The sequence below is a fragment of the Mycobacterium kyorinense genome (genome assembly GCF_002101735.1).
In the GTDB taxonomy this organism is placed as follows: domain Bacteria; phylum Actinomycetota; class Actinomycetes; order Mycobacteriales; family Mycobacteriaceae; genus Mycobacterium; species Mycobacterium kyorinense.
Genome location: NZ_LQPE01000161.1, coordinates 39,516 through 59,872, shown reverse-complemented (window position 1 = coordinate 59,872; position 20,357 = coordinate 39,516). Strand labels below are relative to the sequence as shown.

Annotated in this window: 20 protein-coding genes and 3 pseudogenes; 18 read left to right on the top strand and 5 right to left on the bottom strand. The window is 68.2% G+C overall.

The window, feature by feature from the left end; genetic code table 11:
• Positions 1 to 232: 232 nt before the first annotated feature.
• The 10 genes and pseudogenes from AWC14_RS23265 to AWC14_RS23220 all read left to right on the top strand — a co-directional run bounded on the left by AWC14_RS23265 (position 233) and on the right by AWC14_RS23220 (position 8,232).
• On the top strand, positions 233 to 517 hold the full coding sequence (locus AWC14_RS23265; RefSeq protein ID WP_045382235.1) for a PE family protein: 285 nt from the start codon (positions 233 to 235) through the stop codon (positions 515 to 517).
• Positions 505 to 801: pseudogene (locus AWC14_RS29810) on the top strand (PE family protein); the annotation flags it as partial. The gene AWC14_RS23265 and the pseudogene AWC14_RS29810, both read left to right, overlap by 13 nt.
• 99 nt (positions 802 to 900) lie before the next feature.
• Positions 901 to 1,347, top strand: a complete 447-nt coding sequence (locus tag AWC14_RS29805; RefSeq protein ID WP_235215988.1) for a PE/PPE C-terminal domain-containing protein — start codon at positions 901 to 903, stop codon at positions 1,345 to 1,347.
• A 36-nt stretch (positions 1,348 to 1,383) separates the two neighbouring features.
• Positions 1,384 to 2,556, top strand: a complete 1,173-nt coding sequence (locus tag AWC14_RS23255) for a PPE family protein (protein ID WP_045382240.1) — start codon at positions 1,384 to 1,386, stop codon at positions 2,554 to 2,556.
• Between the two features lie 23 nt (positions 2,557 to 2,579).
• Entirely contained in the window at positions 2,580 to 3,287 is a 708-nt protein-coding gene (locus AWC14_RS23250) for a Clp protease N-terminal domain-containing protein (protein WP_052425643.1), read from the top strand.
• Positions 3,288 to 3,504: 217 nt separating this feature from the next.
• Positions 3,505 to 3,978 carry an LppA family lipoprotein gene (locus AWC14_RS23245; protein WP_045382242.1) on the top strand — a complete coding sequence of 158 codons (474 nt, stop codon included), beginning with the start codon at positions 3,505 to 3,507 and terminating at the stop codon, positions 3,976 to 3,978.
• Positions 3,979 to 4,662: 684 nt separating this feature from the next.
• A complete protein-coding gene (gene recA, locus AWC14_RS23235; protein WP_045382246.1) occupies positions 4,663 to 7,014 on the top strand; it encodes an intein-containing recombinase RecA in 2,352 nt (783 codons plus the stop codon).
• Complete coding sequence (gene recX, locus AWC14_RS23230; protein WP_045382248.1) at positions 6,980 to 7,513, top strand: recombination regulator RecX; 534 nt, start codon at positions 6,980 to 6,982, stop codon at positions 7,511 to 7,513. Before recA ends, recX begins: the two co-directional genes overlap by 35 nt.
• 84 nt (positions 7,514 to 7,597) lie before the next feature.
• Positions 7,598 to 7,750 (top strand): annotated as a pseudogene (locus tag AWC14_RS23225) (type II toxin-antitoxin system VapB family antitoxin); the annotation flags it as partial.
• A gap of 97 nt (positions 7,751 to 7,847) precedes the next feature.
• A pseudogene (locus tag AWC14_RS23220) lies at positions 7,848 to 8,232 on the top strand (PIN domain-containing protein).
• Positions 8,233 to 8,252: 20 nt separating this feature from the next.
• Here the strand turns inward: AWC14_RS23220 and AWC14_RS23215 are convergent.
• The 4 genes from AWC14_RS23215 to AWC14_RS23200 are packed head-to-tail and all read right to left on the bottom strand — an operon-like array spanning position 8,253 to position 11,337.
• The gene (locus tag AWC14_RS23215; RefSeq protein ID WP_045382253.1) at positions 8,253 to 9,140 is read right to left on the bottom strand and encodes an amino acid ABC transporter permease; all 888 of its coding nucleotides are present in this window, start codon (positions 9,138 to 9,140) and stop codon (positions 8,253 to 8,255) included.
• A complete protein-coding gene (locus AWC14_RS23210; protein ID WP_045382255.1) occupies positions 9,137 to 9,817 on the bottom strand; it encodes an amino acid ABC transporter permease in 681 nt (226 codons plus the stop codon). The genes AWC14_RS23215 and AWC14_RS23210 overlap by 4 nt, the downstream gene beginning before the upstream one ends.
• Entirely contained in the window at positions 9,814 to 10,599 is a 786-nt protein-coding gene (locus AWC14_RS23205; RefSeq protein WP_045382257.1) for a glutamate ABC transporter substrate-binding protein, read from the bottom strand. Before AWC14_RS23205 ends, AWC14_RS23210 begins: the two co-directional genes overlap by 4 nt.
• A 9-nt stretch (positions 10,600 to 10,608) precedes the next feature.
• Positions 10,609 to 11,337, bottom strand: a complete 729-nt coding sequence (locus tag AWC14_RS23200) for an amino acid ABC transporter ATP-binding protein (RefSeq protein ID WP_162835662.1) — start codon at positions 11,335 to 11,337, stop codon at positions 10,609 to 10,611.
• Between the two features lie 54 nt (positions 11,338 to 11,391).
• On the opposite strand from AWC14_RS23200, the gene miaB reads away from it, so the two are divergent.
• Both miaB and AWC14_RS23190 read left to right on the top strand, forming a co-directional pair.
• Positions 11,392 to 12,843, top strand: coding sequence for a tRNA (N6-isopentenyl adenosine(37)-C2)-methylthiotransferase MiaB (gene miaB / locus AWC14_RS23195; protein ID WP_045382261.1), 1,452 nt, complete (start codon positions 11,392 to 11,394; stop codon positions 12,841 to 12,843).
• Complete coding sequence (locus tag AWC14_RS23190) at positions 12,840 to 13,430, top strand: Rv2732c family membrane protein (protein ID WP_045382263.1); 591 nt, start codon at positions 12,840 to 12,842, stop codon at positions 13,428 to 13,430. The genes miaB and AWC14_RS23190 overlap by 4 nt, the downstream gene beginning before the upstream one ends.
• Positions 13,431 to 13,437: 7 nt before the next feature.
• Here AWC14_RS23190 and AWC14_RS23185 read toward each other — a convergent pair whose 3' ends face one another.
• The gene (locus AWC14_RS23185; RefSeq protein WP_052425644.1) at positions 13,438 to 14,754 is read right to left on the bottom strand and encodes a DUF349 domain-containing protein; all 1,317 of its coding nucleotides are present in this window, start codon (positions 14,752 to 14,754) and stop codon (positions 13,438 to 13,440) included.
• A gap of 225 nt (positions 14,755 to 14,979) precedes the next feature.
• Between AWC14_RS23185 and AWC14_RS23180 the strand changes: the two genes are divergently transcribed.
• From AWC14_RS23180 to dapF, 6 genes are all read left to right on the top strand, one after another.
• Entirely contained in the window at positions 14,980 to 15,849 is an 870-nt protein-coding gene (locus AWC14_RS23180; protein ID WP_045382267.1) for a DMT family transporter, read from the top strand.
• A gap of 123 nt (positions 15,850 to 15,972) precedes the next feature.
• Positions 15,973 to 16,941 carry a DMT family transporter gene (locus tag AWC14_RS23175; protein WP_045382402.1) on the top strand — a complete coding sequence of 323 codons (969 nt, stop codon included), beginning with the start codon at positions 15,973 to 15,975 and terminating at the stop codon, positions 16,939 to 16,941.
• A gap of 10 nt (positions 16,942 to 16,951) precedes the next feature.
• Positions 16,952 to 17,866 carry a DMT family transporter gene (locus AWC14_RS23170; protein WP_045382269.1) on the top strand — a complete coding sequence of 305 codons (915 nt, stop codon included), beginning with the start codon at positions 16,952 to 16,954 and terminating at the stop codon, positions 17,864 to 17,866.
• Position 17,867: 1 nt separating this feature from the next.
• Positions 17,868 to 18,554 carry a class III extradiol ring-cleavage dioxygenase family protein gene (locus AWC14_RS23165; RefSeq protein WP_045382272.1) on the top strand — a complete coding sequence of 229 codons (687 nt, stop codon included), beginning with the start codon at positions 17,868 to 17,870 and terminating at the stop codon, positions 18,552 to 18,554.
• Positions 18,551 to 19,453 (top strand): tRNA (adenosine(37)-N6)-dimethylallyltransferase MiaA, encoded by a 903-nt coding sequence (gene miaA / locus AWC14_RS23160; protein WP_045382275.1) that lies wholly within the window; start codon positions 18,551 to 18,553, stop codon positions 19,451 to 19,453. Before AWC14_RS23165 ends, miaA begins: the two co-directional genes overlap by 4 nt.
• A gap of 4 nt (positions 19,454 to 19,457) precedes the next feature.
• The gene (gene dapF, locus AWC14_RS23155; protein WP_045382278.1) at positions 19,458 to 20,330 is read left to right on the top strand and encodes a diaminopimelate epimerase; all 873 of its coding nucleotides are present in this window, start codon (positions 19,458 to 19,460) and stop codon (positions 20,328 to 20,330) included.
• Positions 20,331 to 20,357 lie beyond the last annotated feature (27 nt).

The following is a 20,357-nucleotide window of genomic DNA, read 5'->3' as shown; positions in this document are numbered from 1 at the left end:
ATTCCAACACCACCCGCTCCACCAGCCCTGCGGGCCGCTTCACGCCGTCACCTCACCGTGGGTATTTTCCGGTCAGCAGTGGTGAGGCCTACGACACCCGCTAAAAATCCGTAAGGATTGGCGTCGCTTCCGTCAAGAACCCGTATCGGTTAACTTCGCCGTCACAATAGCCTGCTAACGCGGCCTAACCTCTGAATTGGGTTGGTACCCAACATCATTGAGGAGGAGCGTTATGCCTTTGGCACCTATTCAGCCGAAAACGCTGGCAGCGGCCGCTGCCAACTTGCGGGGGATCGGCTTGGCGATGGCGGCGGGGAACGCGGCTGCGGCCGTCCCGACAACCAGGCTGGCTCCGGCCGCCGCCGACGAGGTGTCGGCCCTTACCGCGGCGCAGTTCGCGGTGCACGCCGCGACGTATCAGGAGGTCAGCGCCCAAGCCGCCGCGATGCATCAGATGTTCACGGCTCTCATGTCGGCGGGCGCAGCTCAAAGTGAGGAGAAGTCATGTCTTTCGTGACCACCGTGCCCGAAGCGCTTACGGCTGCGGCCACCAGCCTGCACGGGATCGGTTCCACGATGGCCGCCCAAAACGCGGCCGCTGCAACGCCGACTACGGTTGTGGCTCCGGCGGCCGCCGACGAGGTGTCGGCCCTGCAGGCGACCCAGTTCGCTGCCTACGGAAATCTCTACCAACAGGTCAGCGCCCAGGCCACCGCGATTCACGAAATGTTTGTCAACACCTTGGCCACCAGCGCGGGTTCGTATAGCGCCACCGAGGCCGCCAACGCAGCCGGTGCCGGTTCCGGGTCCGGCGGACTCCTCGGTTTGTTCACCGGCGCCGCATCCGGCCCGTACGGGCTCCTGCCCAGCGCGCTGAGCAACACCGCCATCATCGGCGCCATGCAGGCGGGAAACTTTGGCTCCGCGGCATCGGATCTGTTCGAGTTCGGAAGCGCCGGGCTTTCGGCTCCGGGTGAGCTGACTGGCCCTGAGGCCGGGGCTGTCGGCGCCGTCGGTCCGAGCGCCCCGAGCGGAGCGCTGTTGACGGGCGTCGCGGGCTCTGCCGGCTTCGGCGGGACGCCGGTGGCGGCGGGTGTGGGCCAGGCGTCCTCAGTCGGCCGGTTGTCGGTGCCGCCCAGTTGGGCCGGCGCGGCCGCTGCGTCCAGCCCGGCCCCGGCGACGTTGACGGGCGCGGGCTGGACCGCCGCCGCTCCGCAAAGCACGCCGGTGACAACCCTGCCGGCCGGGATGCCGTCGGTGGCCTCCGCCGGGCGCGCAGGTGTCGGCTTCGGCGCACCGCGCTACGGCGTCAAGCCCACGGTGGCGCCCAAACCGGCAGTCGTTTAGCAATCAAATCGGTTATTAGAGAGCAGGTTTCACGAAATGGATTTCGGAGCATTACCGCCGGAGATCAACTCCGCACGGATGTATGCAGGCCCGGGTGCGGGGCCGATGATGGCCGTTGCCGCGGCGTGGAATGCGCTGGGCGCCGAACTCGCCACGACGGCAGCGTCCTACAAGTCGGTCATCTCAGCGCTGACCGGCGAGGAGTGGCTGGGCCCGTCGTCAGCGGCGATGGCCGCCGCGGCCGCGCCTTACGTGGCATGGATGAACACCACCGCTGCCGCTGCCGAGCACGCGGCCGCGCAGGCCACCGCATCGGCGGCAGCGTTCGAGGCGGCGTTTGCGATGACGGTGCCGCCGCCGGTGATCGCCGCCAACAGGGCGCAGCTGGCGGCGCTCGTCGCGACCAACTTCCTCGGACAAAACACCCCGGCGATCGCGGCCACCGAGGCGCACTACATGGAGATGTGGGCACAAGACGCTGCCGCCATGTACGGCTACGCGGGCTCCTCGGCCAGCGCCGGAGTACTGCAGCCGTTGACCTCTCCGGCGCCGAACACCAACCCGGCGGGGCTGGCCGGCCAAGCCGTCGCGGTGTCAGGCGCCGGCACACAGGCACAGCTGTCGCAACTGGTCTCGGCGTTGCCCACCGCGGTGCAAGGGATGGCCTCGCCGCTGGCGGGATCCGGCGGGTCCGGTGGTTTCCTGTCGGACTTCATCAACTCGACGCAGAACATCGGGATTTGGAACACCATCCAGACCTACAGCCAAGCGGCGGGAAACATCGCGGCGTGGAACATGTTCGGCGGCATTATGGGCGGCATCGGGGCCGCGAAGGCCGAAAATGCGCTGCCTGCTGCCATGGCTATGGGTGCGGGCGAGGCGTCGGGAGGAACGGTCCTGATGGGGACCGTGGGGCCGGTGAGCTTGGGCGGCCTCGCCGGGGCGCCGGTGTCGGCCGGTTTGGGTCAGGCGTCCTCGGTGGGCGGATTGTCGGTGCCGGCCAGTTGGTCGGCGGCCACCCCGGCGGGCACCGGTTCGGCGACGCTGGCCGGCACCGGATGGACGGCCGCGGCAGAAGAAACCACGCCGGTGGCGGCGGTGCCGGCCGGGATGCCGTCGGTGGCGTCGGCCGGGCGCGGCGGGTTCGGCTTCGGCGCGCCACGTTACGGCTTCAAGCCCACGGTCATGCCGAAATCGGTTGTGGGTTGATCCGGTAACGGCATGATGGGTGAGTGTTCGAGCGATTCACCGATGCGGCGCGTCGCGCAGTCGTTCTCGCCCAAGAGGCGACGCGCGAACTGCGACACGACCACATCGGCACTGAACACTTCCTGCTGGGGTTGCTGGCCCGTCCCGACACGGTGGCCGGCCATGCGCTGGCGGCGCTAGACGTTTCGGCGGACTCGGTTCGCCGCGCGGTCATTGATCGGGTCGGGGCCGGCACGGAACAAATGAGCGGGCACATCCCGTTCACGCCGAGCGGCAAGGGCACGTTGGAGCACTCGCTGCGTGAGGCGCTCGCGTTGAATCACCCGTACATCGGGACCGAGCACCTCTTGCTCGGATTGCTCGACGAGCCCGATGGGCTCGGCGCGCAAATCCTTGCCGAGCAGGTGGGTGACTTGTCGAGGGTTCGCGCCGCCGTCCTCGACGTCCTGCAGGGCGGACCGCCGGACGAGCACGGGCCTGCGGAGGAGGGGCGTCGCGACATGACCATCCGCGTCGCCGACGATCGGCTCACGCTCGAGGTCACCGACCAGGCGCTGGTCGAGCTGGCCCAGGCGGCCGTCGCCGCGCTCGGTGACCAGCTCGACGAGCCGGGTGCGATTCCGGGTGGGCTGCCGGCTGCTTTCAGCCTCGTCACGGTGTGGCAGGCGCTGCGCGACAGCCTTGACGACATCCGGCGCCGCGCAGCGCCGCCGTCGTCGTCCGGCGACTGACAAGGAGCATGAGGAAGCTGAGGTGTCGGCAATATACCCCCTTGGAGCGACGGGCGTGCGCCCGTGGCGCGGTGGCAGCCTATCTCCGTACCTCCGTGGGTATATGGAGTCAATACGTTGTGGCACAACCCAAATGCGAAAGCCGCCGAACCGACGACACTGCGGACTTGTATTCGCCGCCCTGGTCGCCACGGCACTGACCTCGGCAGGATGCCACGTGAAACAACCCTACGAACCGACGCCACCCACCGATGCGGCGAAGGCCCTGGAAGTACTCAGTACGCTGCCCTCGCTTGAAGACACCACGGCTCAAGTGGACGCGGCGATGAACGAAATCACCAGCGCCGCAAGCAAACTTATCCCGGGAATAATTTGGGAGACGGGCGAGAACGCAGACACTGGCTACTGCCAGCAGCCCTATGAGCAAACCGATGCAAAAGACTACTTTCTGCCGAACCGCATCGCCGCCAACGTCTCGGTCTCGGAGCAAGACTGGGCCAAGATTCTAGACGCAACGAAAAAGGCGGCGGCGAAACTAGATGCAACCGAAAGTCAAGTCATGCAAGACAAGCCAGGCGATCACGACGTCAGGTTCTACGGTCCAGCGCGCATATCTATCGGAGTCGGGTACAGAGGAAACCTCGTTGTCTCGGGCTACACCGGCTGCCGATTGCCTCGCGAAAAGAAGTGACGCGCACGCAGTCCAACCAGGCTCAACGGAAAGCCAGCCGGACCATCGACACCATTCTCACCGTGGTACTCCTCCTCGTTCTGGCTGCCATTGTTGGGCTGCGTTGCGCAGCTGTCGTTGATCGCGACAGCCTGGTTCATGGCGAGCAAAGCGGGGCCGATCACCTGAACTTCACGTCACACCACCGGCCCGCCACCACGTCCACGGCGGCCACCTCGACGGCAACACACGGGCATAGCGACTACCGCGCCACACCGACAAGTTGGGTTACGACTTACCAAACCCTCACGAAGGTGCTCGGGGACACGGCACGCGAGTCCGAGAAGAGGTTAAGTTGATCGACGACACCACGTCCGGGGTCAGGCAACTCAGCATTGACGGTTGCACCGGTTGTCGCTGTGGCGCGACAAAAGTGACATCGCGACCACCGGACGCTGGTTCAACCGTCTCCCGGGTTTGATGCTGCTTCCTCCGTATGGAGGAACCCCCTGGGGGAGCGCAGCGTCCCTGATAGCTACCCGCCGGCAGCACGGCGCGCCTCCTTGCCATCGAACACACGTTCGTTACTGTGGGGCTTGTTCGAACGCTGCGACGCTGGTCAGGCCGTCTTGTCGGTGCCCTTCTCTAGCGTCATGGCCAATTGGCCGATACCGGTCAACCGAACACCGACTACAGGAGAAGCACATGGCACAGGTCCCTGATCGCGAGAAGGCTCTCGAACTGGCGATAGCCCAGATCGACAAGAATTACGGCAAAGGTTCGGTGATGCGCCTCGGCGACGAGGTGCGCCAGCCCATCTCTGTCATTCCGACCGGGTCGATTGCACTGGACGTTGCCCTGGGCATCGGCGGCCTGCCGCGCGGCCGGATCATTGAGATCTACGGCCCGGAATCCTCGGGTAAAACCACCGTCGCCCTCCATGCGGTGGCCAATGCCCAGGCCGCCGGCGGCATCGCGGCGTTCATCGACGCCGAGCACGCCCTGGACCCCGAGTACGCCAAGAAGCTCGGTGTAGACACCGATTCGCTGCTGGTATCCCAGCCCGACACCGGTGAGCAGGCGCTAGAGATCGCCGACATGCTGGTCCGTTCCGGCGCGTTGGACATCCTGGTCATCGACTCGGTGGCCGCACTGGTGCCACGTGCCGAGATCGAAGGCGAGATGGGCGACAGCCACGTCGGCCTGCAGGCCCGGCTGATGAGCCAGGCACTGCGGAAAATGACTGGCGCGCTGAACAATTCGGGCACCACCGCGATCTTCATCAACCAGCTGCGCGAAAAAATCGGTGTGATGTTCGGCTCACCCGAAACAACAACGGGCGGAAAGGCTTTGAAGTTCTATGCCTCAGTTCGCCTGGACGTCAGGCGAATTGAGACTCTTAAGGACGGAACGGACGCGGTGGGTAACCGAACCCGGGTTAAGGTGGTCAAGAACAAGTGCCTAGCCGAAGGCACTCGGATCTTCGATCCCGTTACCGGTACCACGCATCGAATCGAAGATGTTGTCGACGGACGCAAGCAAATTCACGTCGTGGCTGCGGCCAAGGACGGAACGCTGCATACACGGCCCGTGGTGTCCTGGTTCGACCAGGGAACGCAGGATGTGATCGGATTGCGGATCGCCGGAGGCGTAACCGTGTGGGCGACACCTGATCACAAGGTGCTGACGGAATACGGGTGGCGCCAGGCCGGGGAACTCCGCAAGGGAGACCGGGTGGCACAACCGCGGCGCTTCGATGGATTTGGTGCTAGTGCGCCGATTCCGGCGGATCACGCACGGCTGCTCGGCTATCTGATCGGAGATGGCTACGTGGGGGGTAAGACCCCTATCAACTTCATCAATGTCCAGCAGGCGCTTATTGACGACGTGACCCGAATCGCGGCGACGCTTGGTTGCGCGGCTCATCCGCAGGGGCGTATGTCACTTGCGATCGCTCATCGACCCGGTGAACGCAACGATGTCCTCGACCTCTGCCGGCGGGCCGGGATCTACGGCAAGCTGGCGTGGGAGAAGACGATTCCCGACTGGTTCTTCGAGCCAGATATCGCCGCCGATGTCGTCGGCAACCTGCTCGTCGGCCTCTTTGAGAGCGACGGCTGGGTGAGTAGGGAACAGACTGGAGCGCTTCGGGTCGGCTACACGACGACCTCCGAACAGCTCGCGCACCAGATTCATTGGCTGCTGCTGCGATTCGGCATCGTGAGCACCGTTCGCGATTACGATCCGACCCAGAAGCGGCCGAGTATCGTCAACGGCCGCCGGGTCCAAGGCAAGCGCCAAGTGTTCGAAGTACGGGTCTCGGGCATGGAGAACGTCACGGCATTCGCCGACGCAGTTCCCATGTGGGGGCCACGCGGTACGGCTCTTACGAAGGCCATTCCCGACGCCGCGCGGGGGCCGCGGCGTGGATCACAGGCGACATACCTGGCCGCGGAGGTGGCCGATGCCGTGCTGAATTACCTTGACGAACGTGGGGTGACCGCGCGGGATGCCGCTTCCATGATCGGTAAAGGTGCCGGCGATCCTCGTGGCGGCATGAAGCAGGTCTTGGGTGTCGGTCGTCTCCGCAGGGACCGCGTGCAGGCGCTGGCGGACGCCTTGGACGACAAGTTCCTTCATGAGGTGCTGGCCGAAGAACTCCGGTACTCAGTGATCCGAGAAGTGCTGCCAACGCGGCGGGTACGGACGTTCGACCTCGAGGTCGAGGAACTGCATAACCTCGTCGCGGAAGGGGTTGTCGTGCATAACTGCTCACCCCCCTTCAAACAGGCCGAGTTTGACATCCTGTACGGAAAGGGCATCAGCCGGGAAGGCTCGCTGATCGACATGGGCGTGGACCAGGGCTTCATCCGTAAGTCCGGCTCCTGGTTCACCTACGAGGGCGAGCAGCTCGGCCAGGGCAAGGAGAACGCCCGAAACTTCCTGATGGAGAACACCGAAGTGGCCCTCGAGATCGAGAAGAAGATCAAGGAAAAGCTCGGCATTGGCGCCGTGGTGACCGATGACGAAGTCCTGCCCGCCCCCGTCGACTTCTGACGGGGCGCCGGCTCGCGAGGAGCAGGCGCGGGCATTGTGCCTGCGCCTGCTCACCGCGCGGTCGCGCACCCGCGCAGAGCTGGCCGGGCAGTTGGCCAAGCGGGGATATCCCGACGACATCAGCGCCCGGGTACTGGACCGCCTGGCCGCTGTGGGCCTGGTCGACGACGTCGACTTCGCTGAACAATGGGTGCACTCCCGGCGAACCAACGCCGGAAAAGGCAAGCGGGCGTTGGCCGCTGAGCTGCGCACCAAAGGCGTCGACAACGACGTGATCACCGCGGTGCTCGACGGCATCAAACCTGCCGCCGAGCGGGACCGGGCCGAGAAGCTGGTGCGGGCCAGGTTGCGCCGGGAGTCGCTGAACAACGAGAACGACGACGCACGAGCCACCCGCAGGCTGGTGGCGATGCTCGGGCGCCGCGGATACAGCCAGAGCATGGCTTACGACGTGGTCAGCACGCAGTTGGCCGCCGAAAGGGAGCGTCGACGCGTCTAGCGTCCACGCGGGCCGAGGTTCGGTTCCAGTCTCCATGTTGCTTACATATACTTCAGGCATACATCACCAACATGGGAGGCTGGAGTGTCGGTGACGCAGATCGACCTCGATGACGAGGCGCTAGCGGAAGTTATGCGCATCGCGGGCGTGCACACCAAGAAGGAAGCCGTGAATCTCGCCTTGCGCGATTACGTCGAGCAATTCCGGCGCATCAATGCGCTCGCTCGGTCGCGCGAACATGCAAAGAGCTGGGACTACGAGGGCTGGCTCGCGGCGCGCGCCGACGAGAAGGCCGTCGGGCCTTGATCCACTTCCTGGTGGATTCCTCCGCGGTGTGGCGACTCCAACGGCAGCCAGAACTCACCGAGGCGTGGAGCTTGTCTCTTCGCAGAGGAGCCGTCGGATCATGCGAGCCACAACGTGCCGAGTTTCGTCGATCGGCGCGGAATGCGGACGAGTTCGATCAAATGGGCGAGATGTTTCGTGATGTGTACCCCGATGTGCCCGTGCCGAAATCTGTGTGGCGGTGGATCGATTCGGCGCAGCGACGGCTTGCAGGGGCGGGTGCGGTGCGCGCCCTGTCGGTCGTCGATCTGCTGATCTGCGCCACCGCGGCGGCGAACGGCTTAGTTGTCCTTCACGACGACGCCGACTACGAACTCGCGGAGCGCCACTTTCCCGATATCCGAGCGCAGCGCGTCGTGAGCGCCGGAGGGTAGCGGCCTTCTGGCCGACGTGTCTAGCCTGCCGCCTGCACCACTGGGGCGCCGGGCGTGCCCTCCGGTTCGATCGTTGCGGCCTCCAGCGGCGGACGGCGGGTGCGCCGCAGACGCTGTTCGATGCCGAATGCGACGCCCGACAGCGCCATGTTCACCGCGATCATCAGCGCGGCGATAACCACCAGTGCCGGAAGGAAATTGCCGTACTGCGAGCCGACAACGGTGCCCTGGCGCACCATTTCGACGAACGTGATCTGATACCCGATCGCGGTGTCTTTGAGCACTACCACTAGTTGTGACACCAGCACCGGCAGCATCGCGGTAATGGCCTGGGGGAGTAGGACCAGGCGCATGGTCTGGGTCCAGCGCAACCCGAGCGCTGCCGCGGCCTCCGACTGGCCGCGCGGCAGCGTATTCACGCCGGCGCGCACGATTTCGGCGATCACCGCGCCGTTGTACAGCGTCAGCCCGGTCACCACACCGGCCAACGCCAGCTGCCGGCCCGGAACGACGTCGTAAGCCGCGTAGCAAAAGTAGGCGAAGATCATCAGGATCAGCACCGGGATTGCGCGGAAGAACTCCACCACGACCGCGCACGGCCACCGGATCGCCGCGACCGTCGACAACCGGCCCACACCGAGCACCGCGCCCAGACCTGTTGCCAGCACCATCGACCATGCCGCCGCCGTCAGCGTGCCCCGAACCCCGGGCAGCACATAGGTTTTCCACAGGTTCGCGGTGAGAAACGGCGACCACTTCGCCGTCTCGAACTGTCCCTTGGCCTCCAGCCGGCAATACAGCGCCCAAAGCAGCAACGCCGCAACCACAACGGTGGCCACCGACAGCACCCGGTTGCGGCGCAGTCCACGCGGGCCCGGCGCGTCGAACAACACCGACGCGCCCGTCACCGCGCCACCTCCCAGCGTTTGCCCAGCCAACCGAATAGCAGGCCGAGTGGCAGTGTCAGGACGAGGAATCCGACCGCGAAGATGGCGCCCACCTCGATCAGCGCGGCGGTGTTCTCGATCATCGATTTCATCAGCAGCGCCGCCTCGCCCACACCGATCGCCGAAGCGATCGTCGTGTTCTTCGTCAACGCGATCAGCACCGACCCCAGCGGAACGATGACCGCGCGAAAAGCCTGCGGCAGCAGAATGAGTCGTAGGTTCTGGCCGAACGTCAACCCCAGCGACCGCGCCGCCTCCGCCTGTCCCACCGGGACGGTGTTGACGCCGGAACGCACCGACTCGCACACGAATGATGCGGTGTAGACGGTGAATCCGAGCACCGCCAGCCGGAAATCGCTGTCGTCGATCGAGGTTGGCGACGCCGAATCGGCCAGCGTCACACCCAGCGTCTGGGACAGCCCGAACGAGCAGAACAGGATGATCAGCGTCAGCGGCGTGTTGCGGACCAGGTTGACGTAGCCGGCGCCGATCCAGTTCAGCACAGGTACCGGTGCCAGCCGCATGGCCGCCAGCGCGGTCCCCAGTATCAGTGCGCCGACGGCCGACAGCACACTCAATTCCACGGTGACCCCGAACGCCGAGAAGATCTGCTCGCGATACTCGTTGAACATGGTCAATACCGATCGACCACCGGTGGTTTCGGCACCGCAAGACCCGACGCCCCAAAGTTCTTCTCGAAGAACATTTTCCACGACCCGTCGCGCTCCATCTTCTCGATCGCGTCGTCGACCTTGTTGCGCAGCGGCGTGTTGTCCTTCTTCAATCCGATTCCGTACTTCTCGGTGGAGAACGGCTTCCCGACCAGCTTGAAGGCGCCGGGGCTCTGTGCGGCATAGCCGGCCAAGATCACGTCGTCGGTGCTAACGGCGTCCACTGCACCGTTTTTGAGCGCTTCGACGCAGGCGGAGTAGGTGTCGTAGCGCTGCAACTGCACACCGGGGTAGCGGTCTTTGATCAACTGCGCCGCCGTGGAGCCCGCGACCGAGCACAGCTTCTTGTTGTGCTGCAACGACTGTGGACCGGTGATCCCGGTCTCGCCGGCACGCACCAACAAGCTCTGCCCGGCGATCAGATACGGCCCGGCGAAACCGACCTTTTTCTTGCGCGCATCGGTGATCGAATAGTTCGCGACGATGTAGTCGACTTGCCCATTGCGGATCAGCATCTCGCGTTGCCCCGCCGGCGCCTCGACCCACACGATGTCGTCCGCCGAGTAGCCGAGCTGCCGGGCGACGTAGCGCGCCACGTCGACGTCGAATCCGCTCATCGTTCCGTCGGGCTTCTTCAGTCCCAGCCCGGGTTGGTCGAACTTCACCCCGACCACGAGCTTGCCGCCCTGCCCGCCGCACCCCGCGGCCAGCGCCACCACCGCGAGTGCGATGACGACAAGCCGCAGCATGGTGACCTTCTAGTGGTTGAGGATCTTCCCGAGGAAGTCTCTCGCACGCTCCGTTCGCGGGTGCTCGAAAAAGTCAGCCGGTTCGGCGTCCTCGACGATCGTCCCGTCGGCCATGAACACGACGCGGTCGGCGGCGTGCCGCGCGAAGCCCATCTCATGGGTGACCACCAGCATCGTCATGCCATCACCGGCCAGAGACGTCATCACCGCCAGCACCTCGGAGATCATCTCGGGATCCAGCGCGCTCGTCGGCTCGTCGAACAGCATCACCTTCGGGTTCATCGCCAGCGACCGCGCGATCGCCACCCGCTGCTGCTGACCGCCCGACAGTTGCGCAGGATGCTTGTCGGCCTGATCGGCCACGCCCACGCGCTCCAGCAGCGCCATCGCGGTGTCCCGCGCCTCGGCCTTCGGCACCTTGCGGACCTTCATCGGCGCCAGCATCACGTTCTGCAGCACGGTCTTGTGCGCGAACAGGTTGAATGACTGAAACACCATGCCCACATCGGAGCGCAGCCGCGCCAACGCGCGGCCTTCGGCGGGCAGCTGGACGCCGTCGATCACGATCGTGCCGGAGTCGACGGTCTCCAGGCGGTTGATGACCCGGCACAGCGTCGACTTGCCCGAACCCGATGGGCCCAGCACCACGACCACCTGCCCGCGGCCCACATCCAGGTCGATGTCGGCGAGCACATGCTGACCGCCGAAATACTTGTTGACCCCGCGCAACGAGATCATCGGCCCGGTGGCCTCCATGCGCTGTGACCTTACTGGTCGCCGTACCATGGCCCCGTGACTTCGACGGCGCTAGCGGGCCGGACCTACCAGGTCCGCACCTACGGCTGCCAGATGAACGTGCACGATTCCGAGCGGTTGGCCGGGTTGCTGGAGGCGGCCGGCTACCACCGGGCGCCCGACGGCGCCGACGCCGACGTCGTCGTCTTCAACACCTGCGCCGTGCGTGAGAACGCCGACAACAAGCTCTACGGCAACCTCAGCCACCTGGCGCCGCGCAAGCGGACCAACCCGGACATGCAGATCGCCGTCGGCGGCTGCCTGGCGCAAAAGGACCGCGACACCGTGCTGCGCAAGGCGCCCTGGGTCGACGTCGTCTTCGGCACCCACAACATCGGGTCGCTGCCCACGCTGCTGGACCGGGCCCGGCACAACCGGGCGGCGCAGGTGGAGATCGCCGAGGCGCTGCAGGAGTTCCCGTCGAACCTACCCACCGCCCGCGAATCCGCTTACGCCGCTTGGGTTTCCATCTCGGTCGGCTGCAACAACAGCTGCACGTTCTGCATCGTGCCGTCGCTGCGCGGCAAGGAGGTCGACCGCAGCCCGGCCGACATCCTGGCCGAAATCCGATCCCTGGTCGCCGACGGCGTGCTGGAAATCACGCTGCTGGGCCAGAACGTCAACGCCTACGGCGTCTCGTTCGCCGACCCGGCCCTGCCGCGCAACCGCGGCGCTTTCGCCGAACTGCTGCGCGAGTGCGGCCGCGTCGACGGCCTGGAGCGGGTCCGGTTCACCTCACCGCATCCCGCCGAGTTCACCGACGACGTCATCGAGGCGATGGCCGAGACCCCGAACGTCTGCCCGGCCCTGCACATGCCGCTGCAGTCCGGCTCGGACCGCATCCTGCGGGCCATGCGACGGTCGTATCGCGCCGAGCGCTACCTCGGCATCATCGACCGGGTCCGGGCGGCCATGCCGCACGCCGCGATCACCACCGACCTGATCGTCGGCTTCCCCGGGGAAACCGAGGAGGACTTCGCGGCCACGCTCGACGTGGTGCGGCGGGCCCGGTTCTCCGCCGCGTTCACCTTCCAGTACTCCAAGCGCCCCGGCACCCCGGCCGCCGAGCTCGACGGACAACTGCCGAAACAGGTGGTGCAGCAGCGCTACGAACGGCTGGTCACACTGCAGGAGCAGATCTCGCTCGAGGAGAACCGCGCGCAGATCGGGCGCACCGTCGAGCTGCTGGTCGCCACCGGGGAAGGCCGCAAGGACGAGCGCACCGCGCGGATGAGCGGACGTGCCCGCGACGGTCGGCTGGTGCACTTCGCGCCCGGCGCCAACGAGGTGCGTCCCGGCGACGTCGTCACCACGGTGGTGACCGGCGCCGCGCCGCACCACCTGATCGCCGACGGCCAGCTCGTCACCCACCGCCGCACCCGCGCCGGCGACGCCCACGAAAACGCTCCGCGCGGAGTGGGTTTGGGAATGCCGGCGGTGCGGCGATGAACGCCAAAAACGACGGCGACTTCGACGCCTTCCGTGACGACATCGAGGCGGCCGAACGCCGCATCGCACGCGAAATCGAGCCCGGCGCAAGGGCTTTGGTGGTCTCGATCCTGGTGTTCGTGCTGCTGGCGTCGTTCATCTTGCCGCACACCGGCGACGTGCGCGGCTGGGACGTGCTGTTCGGCAGTCACGGGTCCGCCGACGCCGCGGTGGCACTGCCGTCGCGGGTGTTCGCCTGGCTCGCACTGGTATTCGGTGTCGGATTTTCGATGCTGGCGCTGCTGACCCGCCGCTGGGCGCTGGCCTGGGTGGCGCTGGCCGGCTCGGCGCTGGCCAGCGGTGTCGGCCTGCTGGCGGTGTGGTCACGGCAGACGGTGGCCGCGGGGCACCCCGGCCCGGGCATCGGGCTGATCGTGGCGTGGATCACCGTGATGGCGTTGACTTTTCACTGGACCCGGGTGGTTTGGTCGCGCACGATCGTGCAACTGGCCGCCGAGGAGCAGCGCCGCCGCGCCGCCGCGCAAAAGCAGTCCCGCACGCTGCTGGAAACCCTCGACGACGACGAGAAGCCAGGGGACGAGCAGTAGCTCGCCGTTAGGACTTCAGCGCCTCGGCCGCCGCGTCGGCCCACTGCCGCCACTGCTCGGCGTTGGCCTTGGCCTCCTCGGCCTCTTTCTCGCGCCCGGCGGCTTGGGCTTTGGCGGCCTGGCGTTCGAACTGCTCGGCACGAGCTTTGAACTGCTCGGCGCGGGCCTGCGCCTGCGGGTCGGCCCAGTCCGACTCGCCGGCCTCGCGCACCTTCTTCTCGACGGCGCGCAGCCGCCGCTCCAATTCGGCAGAGCGCTCCCGCGGCACCTTGCCGATCGCGTCCCACTTCTCGGCGATCGTCCGCAGGGCCGTCCTGGCGGCCTCGAGATTGCTGGTGTCGATCTTTTCCGCCTCGGCCAGCAACGCCTCCTTGGCGGCGGCGTTGGCCCGCAGCTCGGCGTCGCGTTCGGCCGTCGCGGCGTTACGCGCCTTGAAGAACGTGTCCTGGGCGGCCTTGAAGCGGTGCCACAGCGTGTCGTCGACGTCGCGGGCCGCCCTGCCCGCGGCCTTCCATTCGGTGAGCAGCTTGCGGAACTCGGCGCTGGTAGCACTCCAGTCCGTGGACTCGGCCAGCTCCTCGGCCTGCCGGCAGAGCCGCTCTTTGACCTCGCGGGCACCGGCCCGTTCCCGGTCCAGCTCGGCGAAGTGCGACCCGCGGCGCCGGTTGAACATCTCCCGGGCGGCCGAGTACCGCTTCCACAGCGCGTCGTCGGTTTTGCGGTCCAGCCCGCCGATTGTCTTCCACTCGTCGAGAATCGCGCGCAGCCGATCGCCGGCGGCTTTCCACTGCGTCGAGTTGGCGGCCAGTTCCTCGGCTTCGGCGGCCAACGCCTCCTTGCGGGCGGTCTGGGCGGCGCGGTGCTCCTCACGCCGGGCGCGCTCCGCGGCGGCCACCGCGTCGGCGTGGTCGGCGATGGCGGCCAGCCGGGCGGCCAGCGCGTCGACGTCTCCGAGCACGCTCGCCGTCGGCAAGGTCTCGGCCAGCGCCGCGGCGTTGGCCTTGATCTTGCGGGCGTCGCCGGTGCCCGACGCCAGCCGCTCCTCCATCAATGCGACTTCGGTGCTCAGATCGTCGAATCGCCGGCCGAAGTGGGCGAACGCGGCTTCGGGGTCGCCGGCCTGCCAGGAACCGATCACTCGTTCACCGGAGGCGCTGATCAGCCACACGGTGCCGTCGGGGTCGACGCGGCCGAACCGGTGCGGATCGGTGGCCAGCGGCGCTATCACGGGGTGGGGGGACGGTCTGGGGGTGGGCCGAGGGCCGGGACGCGGCCCGGGCCGGGGCACCGGCCTGGATTCGTTGCTGCGGGGCTCGTCAGCCATCTACACCGTCACCTACCCTTCGCGCGGGTTCATCCCGCGCACCTGCCGCGCATCGCGGCGCCGCCTGCCATAACTCCCGGAGATATCCCGAGGGTCCCCTTCAGTATTGAAGCAGCTTGGCGGGCGGCATGCCGCCACCTTTTTGTTGCCAACCCTGGCTACGACGTCATGTGACAGTGGGTTTGTACCCGCCACCGGTGACCGGCTACCGACGAGGAGATACCCATGGCAGACGCGGACATCGCCAGCCTGCTTGCCCTGGGTGCGGCGCTGTTCATCGCGATCGGCGACGTCCTTCACCAGCGTTCGGCACACGAGGTTACCGACGAGCCCGTCGGCAACCTCGGCCTGTTCGCCAAGCTGCTGCGCGATCGGCGCTGGTGGCTGGGCAGCCTGGTGTCCGCGGGCGGATTCGCATTGCAGGCCGCGGCGCTCGGTCTGGGTTCGGTGCTGTTGGTGCAGGCGCTGCTGGTCAGCTCCCTGCTGTTCGCGCTGCTGGTCAGCGCGCGACTGTCCGGCCGTGCGGTCACCCGCTGGGAGTGGGTGTGGGCGGTGTTGCTGGCGGCTGCGGTGGCGGTGATCGTCACGGTCGGCAACCCGCAGGCGGGGCAGTCGCGGGCGTCCTGGGAGACATGGGTCTGGGTCGCCGCCGTGATGGGGCCGGCGGTGGTGGCCTGCGTGATCGGCGCACGGATGCTCGGCGGCCGGGTGGCGGCGGTCCTGCTCGCGGTGGTGTCGGGTTCGCTGTGGGGCCTGTTCGCGGTGCTCACTAAGGGCGTCGTCGGCCAGATTCCGCACGGGGTCGGCGAGCTGCTGCGGACCCCGGAGCTCTACGCCTGGGCGCTGGTCGCGTTGGCCGGCACCAGCTGGCAGCAGTCCGCGTTCCGGGCGGGCGCACTGACGGCGTCGCTGCCCACGATGACGGTCACCGAGCCGGTCGTCGGGGCGGTGCTCGGGGTCGTCGTGCTCGGCGAGACGCTGCACACCGGCAGGGCCGGGTTCGTCGCCCTGGCGGCAGCGGTGGCGGTGATGGCCGCGGCCACGGTCGCGCTCGCCTACAGCGAGGCTACCGCCACCGCGCCACAGCCCGCCTAGTTGTCAAGGCGCACAACGGAATTCGTTGATGCGACACGCCCGGGCCGCGAATACCGGCCAGTGCCAGCGACTTTTGTGACACTGGAAACAACACCAGGCCGCATACCGCGAGGGGGTCCACCCATCACGTACGTCGATATCGCGGCGGTGCTTGCGCTGGTCGCAGCGTTGATTTCCGGCATCGGGGACGTGGTCCGCCAGCGCTCGGCGCAGGAGATCACCGACGAGCCGGTCGGCCACTTCGAGTTGTTCCGCATATTGTTGCGCGACACCCGGTGGTGGGTGGGCGGCGTGGCGGCGGCGGCCAGTTTCGGTCTGCAGGCCGTGGCGCTGGCCCTGGGGTCGGTGGTGCTGGTGCAGGCGCTGCAGGTGACGGCGCTGCTGTTCGCGCTGCCGATCAGCGCGCGGCTGACCGGTCAACCGGTGACCCGGCGGGAGTGGATGTGGGCTGTGCTGCTGGCCGGCGCCGTCGCCGTCTTCGTGAGCGTCGGCGATCCGGCCGCGGGCTACCAGCGGGCCTCGTTGGAGAGCTGGGCGGTGGCGGCCGCGGTGCTGGGCCCTGCGCTGGTGCTGTGTGTGGTCGCGGCGCGGATCTGCACAGGAGCCGTCGCCGCGGCGCTGCTGGCGGTGGTGTCGGCCTCGTCGTGGGCGCTGTTCGCGGTGCTGACCAAGGGCGTCGTCGACGTCCTGCCGCACGGCGCCGGGGCCCTGCTGCGTGCGCCGGAGCTCTACGCCTGGATCGCGGTCGCGCTGATCGGCACGGTGTTTCAGCAGTCGTCGTTTCGGGCCAGCGCCTTGACCGCTTCGCTGCCGACGATGACGGTGGCCGAGCCGGTGGTGGCCTCGGTGCTGGGGGTCACGCTGCTCGGCGAGACGCTCGACGCCGACGGCCCCGAGATGCTGGCCCTGGCGGCATCGGTGGTCGTGGTGGTCGTCGCGACGGTCGCGCTGGCCCGCGGCGAGGCCGCGACGATGACGGGCGGCGAAGACGTAGCGATCCCGGCCGCCGACCTCGAGCGGTGCCCGGACGCACGAGCTGTCGCGCCGGCGGCGGCAGGCACGGGCAGCGCCCCGCTCGGCCCCGCGCAATAGAGTGGCAGCAATGTGGAGGACGGATCTGGCAGCGCTGATCGCGCTGTGCGCCGCGTTGGCATCCGCGTTCGGGGATGTGATTCGTCAGCGCTCGGCGCAGGAGATCACCGACAAACAGGTCGGCCACCTCGAGCTGTTCGGCATGTCGCTGCGCGACCCCCGGTGGTGGTTGGGCGGCGCGGGCGCCGTCGCCAACTACGCGCTGCAGGCTGGGGCGCTGGCGCTGGCTTCGGTGATGTTGGTGACGTCCCTGCAGGTGACGGCGCTGCTGTTCGCACTGCCGATCTACGCGCGGTTCACCCACCACCGGGTCACCCGGTGGGAGTGGATGTGGGCCGCGGTGCTGGCGGTGGCGCTGGCGGTGGTCGTCGTCGTCGGTGACCCCACCGCCGGCCATTCGCGGGCGTCGCTGGAAACCTGGATCATGGTCGCCATCGTGATGGGCCCGGCCCTGGTCTTGTGCGTGCTGGGAGCGCGGATCTGGTCCGGCCCGGCAGCGGCGGTGCTGCTGGCGGTGGTCGCGGGGTCGTCGCTGGCGCTGTTCGCGGTGCTGACCAAGGGCGTCGTCGAGGTGCTCGAAGGCGGCTTCGGGGCGGTGCTGCGAGCGCCGGAGTTCTACGCCTGGATACCGTCTGCGCTGGCCGGGATGATCTTTCAGCAGTCGGCGTTCCGGGCGGGTGCGCTGACCGCCTCGCTGCCGACGATCACGGTGGCCAAGCCCGTGGTGGCCTCGGCGCTCGGCGTGATCGTGCTGGGCGAGAGCCTGCGGATCGACGGCGCTGAGGGCTTCGTGCTGACCGCGGCCGTCGCGATGGTCATCATTGCGACGGTGGCGCTGGCCCGCGGCGAGGCCGCCACCATCGCCGCCGGCGCGGGCCGCGACGCGCCGAGCGCCCCCGAGTCCACGGCGTCGCTGGGGCGCTAGCGTGCTGGGCGCCATAGCGATCGTTCCGACGGCGCCGGTGCTGGTTCCGCAGCTGGCCGGAGCCGCGGCCGTCGAAGTGGCCGACATTCGGGCGGCCGTGATCGCCGCGGCCGCCGCCCTGCCCCCGCAGTGGGTCGCGGTCGGCGTGGGTCGGACGGACGCCGTGTTCGGACCCGAAAGCGTCGGCACTTTCGCGGGTTTCGGCGCCGACGTGCCGGTGCGACTCTCACCCGAGGCGAGTGGTCCGCCAACCGAATTGCCGCTGCCGGTGTTGTTCACCGGCTGGGTGCGCGGGCAGGCCCAGCCCGACGCGCGCGCCGAGGTGCGCGTCTATTCCGCCGGCCTCGGCGCCGACGCGGCACGGGCGTGCGGAAGCCAGCTGCGCGCCGAGCTCGAGCAGGCCGCCGAGCCGGTGGGCGTGCTAATCCTCGCCGACGGCGCCAACACCCTGACCGCCGCCGCTCCCGGCGGCCACCACCCCGAAGACGTCGACGTCCAGCGGGCGCTCGACGAAGCACTGGCCAGCGGCGACCTCGCCGCGTTGGGCGCGTTGGGAGACCGGGTCGTCGGCCGGGTGGCGTTGCAGGTGCTGGCGGGGCTCGCCGAGCCGGCGCCGCGATCGGCCAAGGAGCTCTACCGCGGGGCGCCCTACGGGGTGGGCTACTTCGCCGGCGTCTGGCAGCCGTGAGGCCGCTGGCGATCGTCGGGCCGACCGGCACCGGCAAGTCGCAGTTGGCACTCGAGGTCGCCGAGCGGCTCGGCGGCGAGATCGTCAACGCCGACGCGATGCAGCTCTACCGCGGAATGGACATCGGCACCGCGAAACTGCCTGTGGCGCAACGCCGCGGCATCCCACACCATCAGCTCGACGTCCTCGACGTCACCGAAACCGCGACCGTCGCCCGCTACCAGCAGGCGGCCGCCGCCGACGTCGAGGCGATCGCGGCCCGCGGCGCGGTGCCGGTCATCGTCGGCGGGTCGATGCTGTACGTCCAGTCGCTGCTCGACGACTGGTCGTTCCCGGCGACCGACCCGGCGGTGCGGGCCAAATGGGAGCAGCGGCTGGCCGAGGTCGGGGTCGCCTCGCTGCACGCCGAGCTCGCCCGCCGCGATCCGGCCGCGGCGGCGTCGATCCTGCCGACGGACGGCCGGCGCATCGTGCGGGCGCTGGAGGTGGTGGAGCTCACCGGACAACCCTTCGCGGCGTCGGCACCCGACATCGGCGCACCCCGCTGGGACACCGCAATCATCGGATTAGATTGCGACACAGAGCTTCTCGACGAGCGGCTGGCCCGGCGCACCGACGCGATGTTCGAGCAAGGTCTGGTCGACGAGGTGGCCGGGCTGCTGGCAAAGGGGCTGCGCGACGGCGTGACGGCGTCCCGGGCACTCGGTTACGCCCAGGTGATCGCCGACCTCGACGCGGGCGGCACCGGCGAGGGCGGGCGGGAACCGACGTTCCTCGCCACCCGCCGCTATGTGCGACGGCAGCGGTCGTGGTTCCGCCGCGACCACCGCATCCACTGGCTCGACGCGGCCGCCGGCATCGTCGACGACGCCGTGCGGGCCTGGCGGCACGTATCCTGAGCTGGTGAATTTCGCCAAGGGCCACGGCACGCAAAACGATTTCGTGCTGTTGCCCGACGTGCGCGCCGAGTTGGCGCTGACCCCGGCGGCCGTCGCCGCCTTGTGCGACCGTCGCCGCGGCCTCGGCGCCGACGGGGTGCTGCGGGTCACCACCGCCGGCGCGGTCCTGGCGGCCGGCGTGCTCGATCGGCTGCCCGATGGCGTCGATGCCGACGACTGGTACATGGACTACCGCAACGCCGACGGATCGGTCGCCCAGATGTGCGGCAACGGCGTGCGGGTGTTCGCGCATTACCTGCGGGCCAGTGGGCTGGAGTCACGCGACGAGTTCGTCGTCGGGTCGCTGGCCGGCCCGCGGGCCGTGATCATGCATAGCGTCGGACCGGTCTACGCCGATGTCACCGTCGACATGGGCAAGGCCAACCGGCTCGGTACCGGGGAAGCCGTGGTCGGCGGTCGCCGGTTCGCGGGTATCGCGGTCGACGTCGGGAACCCGCATCTGGCGTGCGTGGACGTCGACCTGACCGCCGAGTCGCTGGCCGCGCTGGACGTCGCCGCGCCGGTGAGTTTCGACACCGCCCAGTTCCCGGACGGCGTCAACGTCGAGGTGCTGACCGCGCCCGCCGGCGGCGCCGTGAGCATGCGGGTGCACGAGCGCGGAGTGGGCGAAACCCGCTCCTGCGGCACCGGAACCGTCGCCGCCGCCGTCGCCGCGCTGGCCCACACCGGCGTGGCCACCGGGACCCTGACCGTCCGGGTGCCCGGCGGCGAGGTCGTCGTCACCGTCACCGAGGCCACCAGCTACCTGCGCGGGCCGTCGGTGCTGGTCGCCCATGGCGAACTCAGCGAGGAATGGTGGCGTGCCGAGCAGCGTTAATTCGGATGCGTGCCGCCGTCGAAGCGG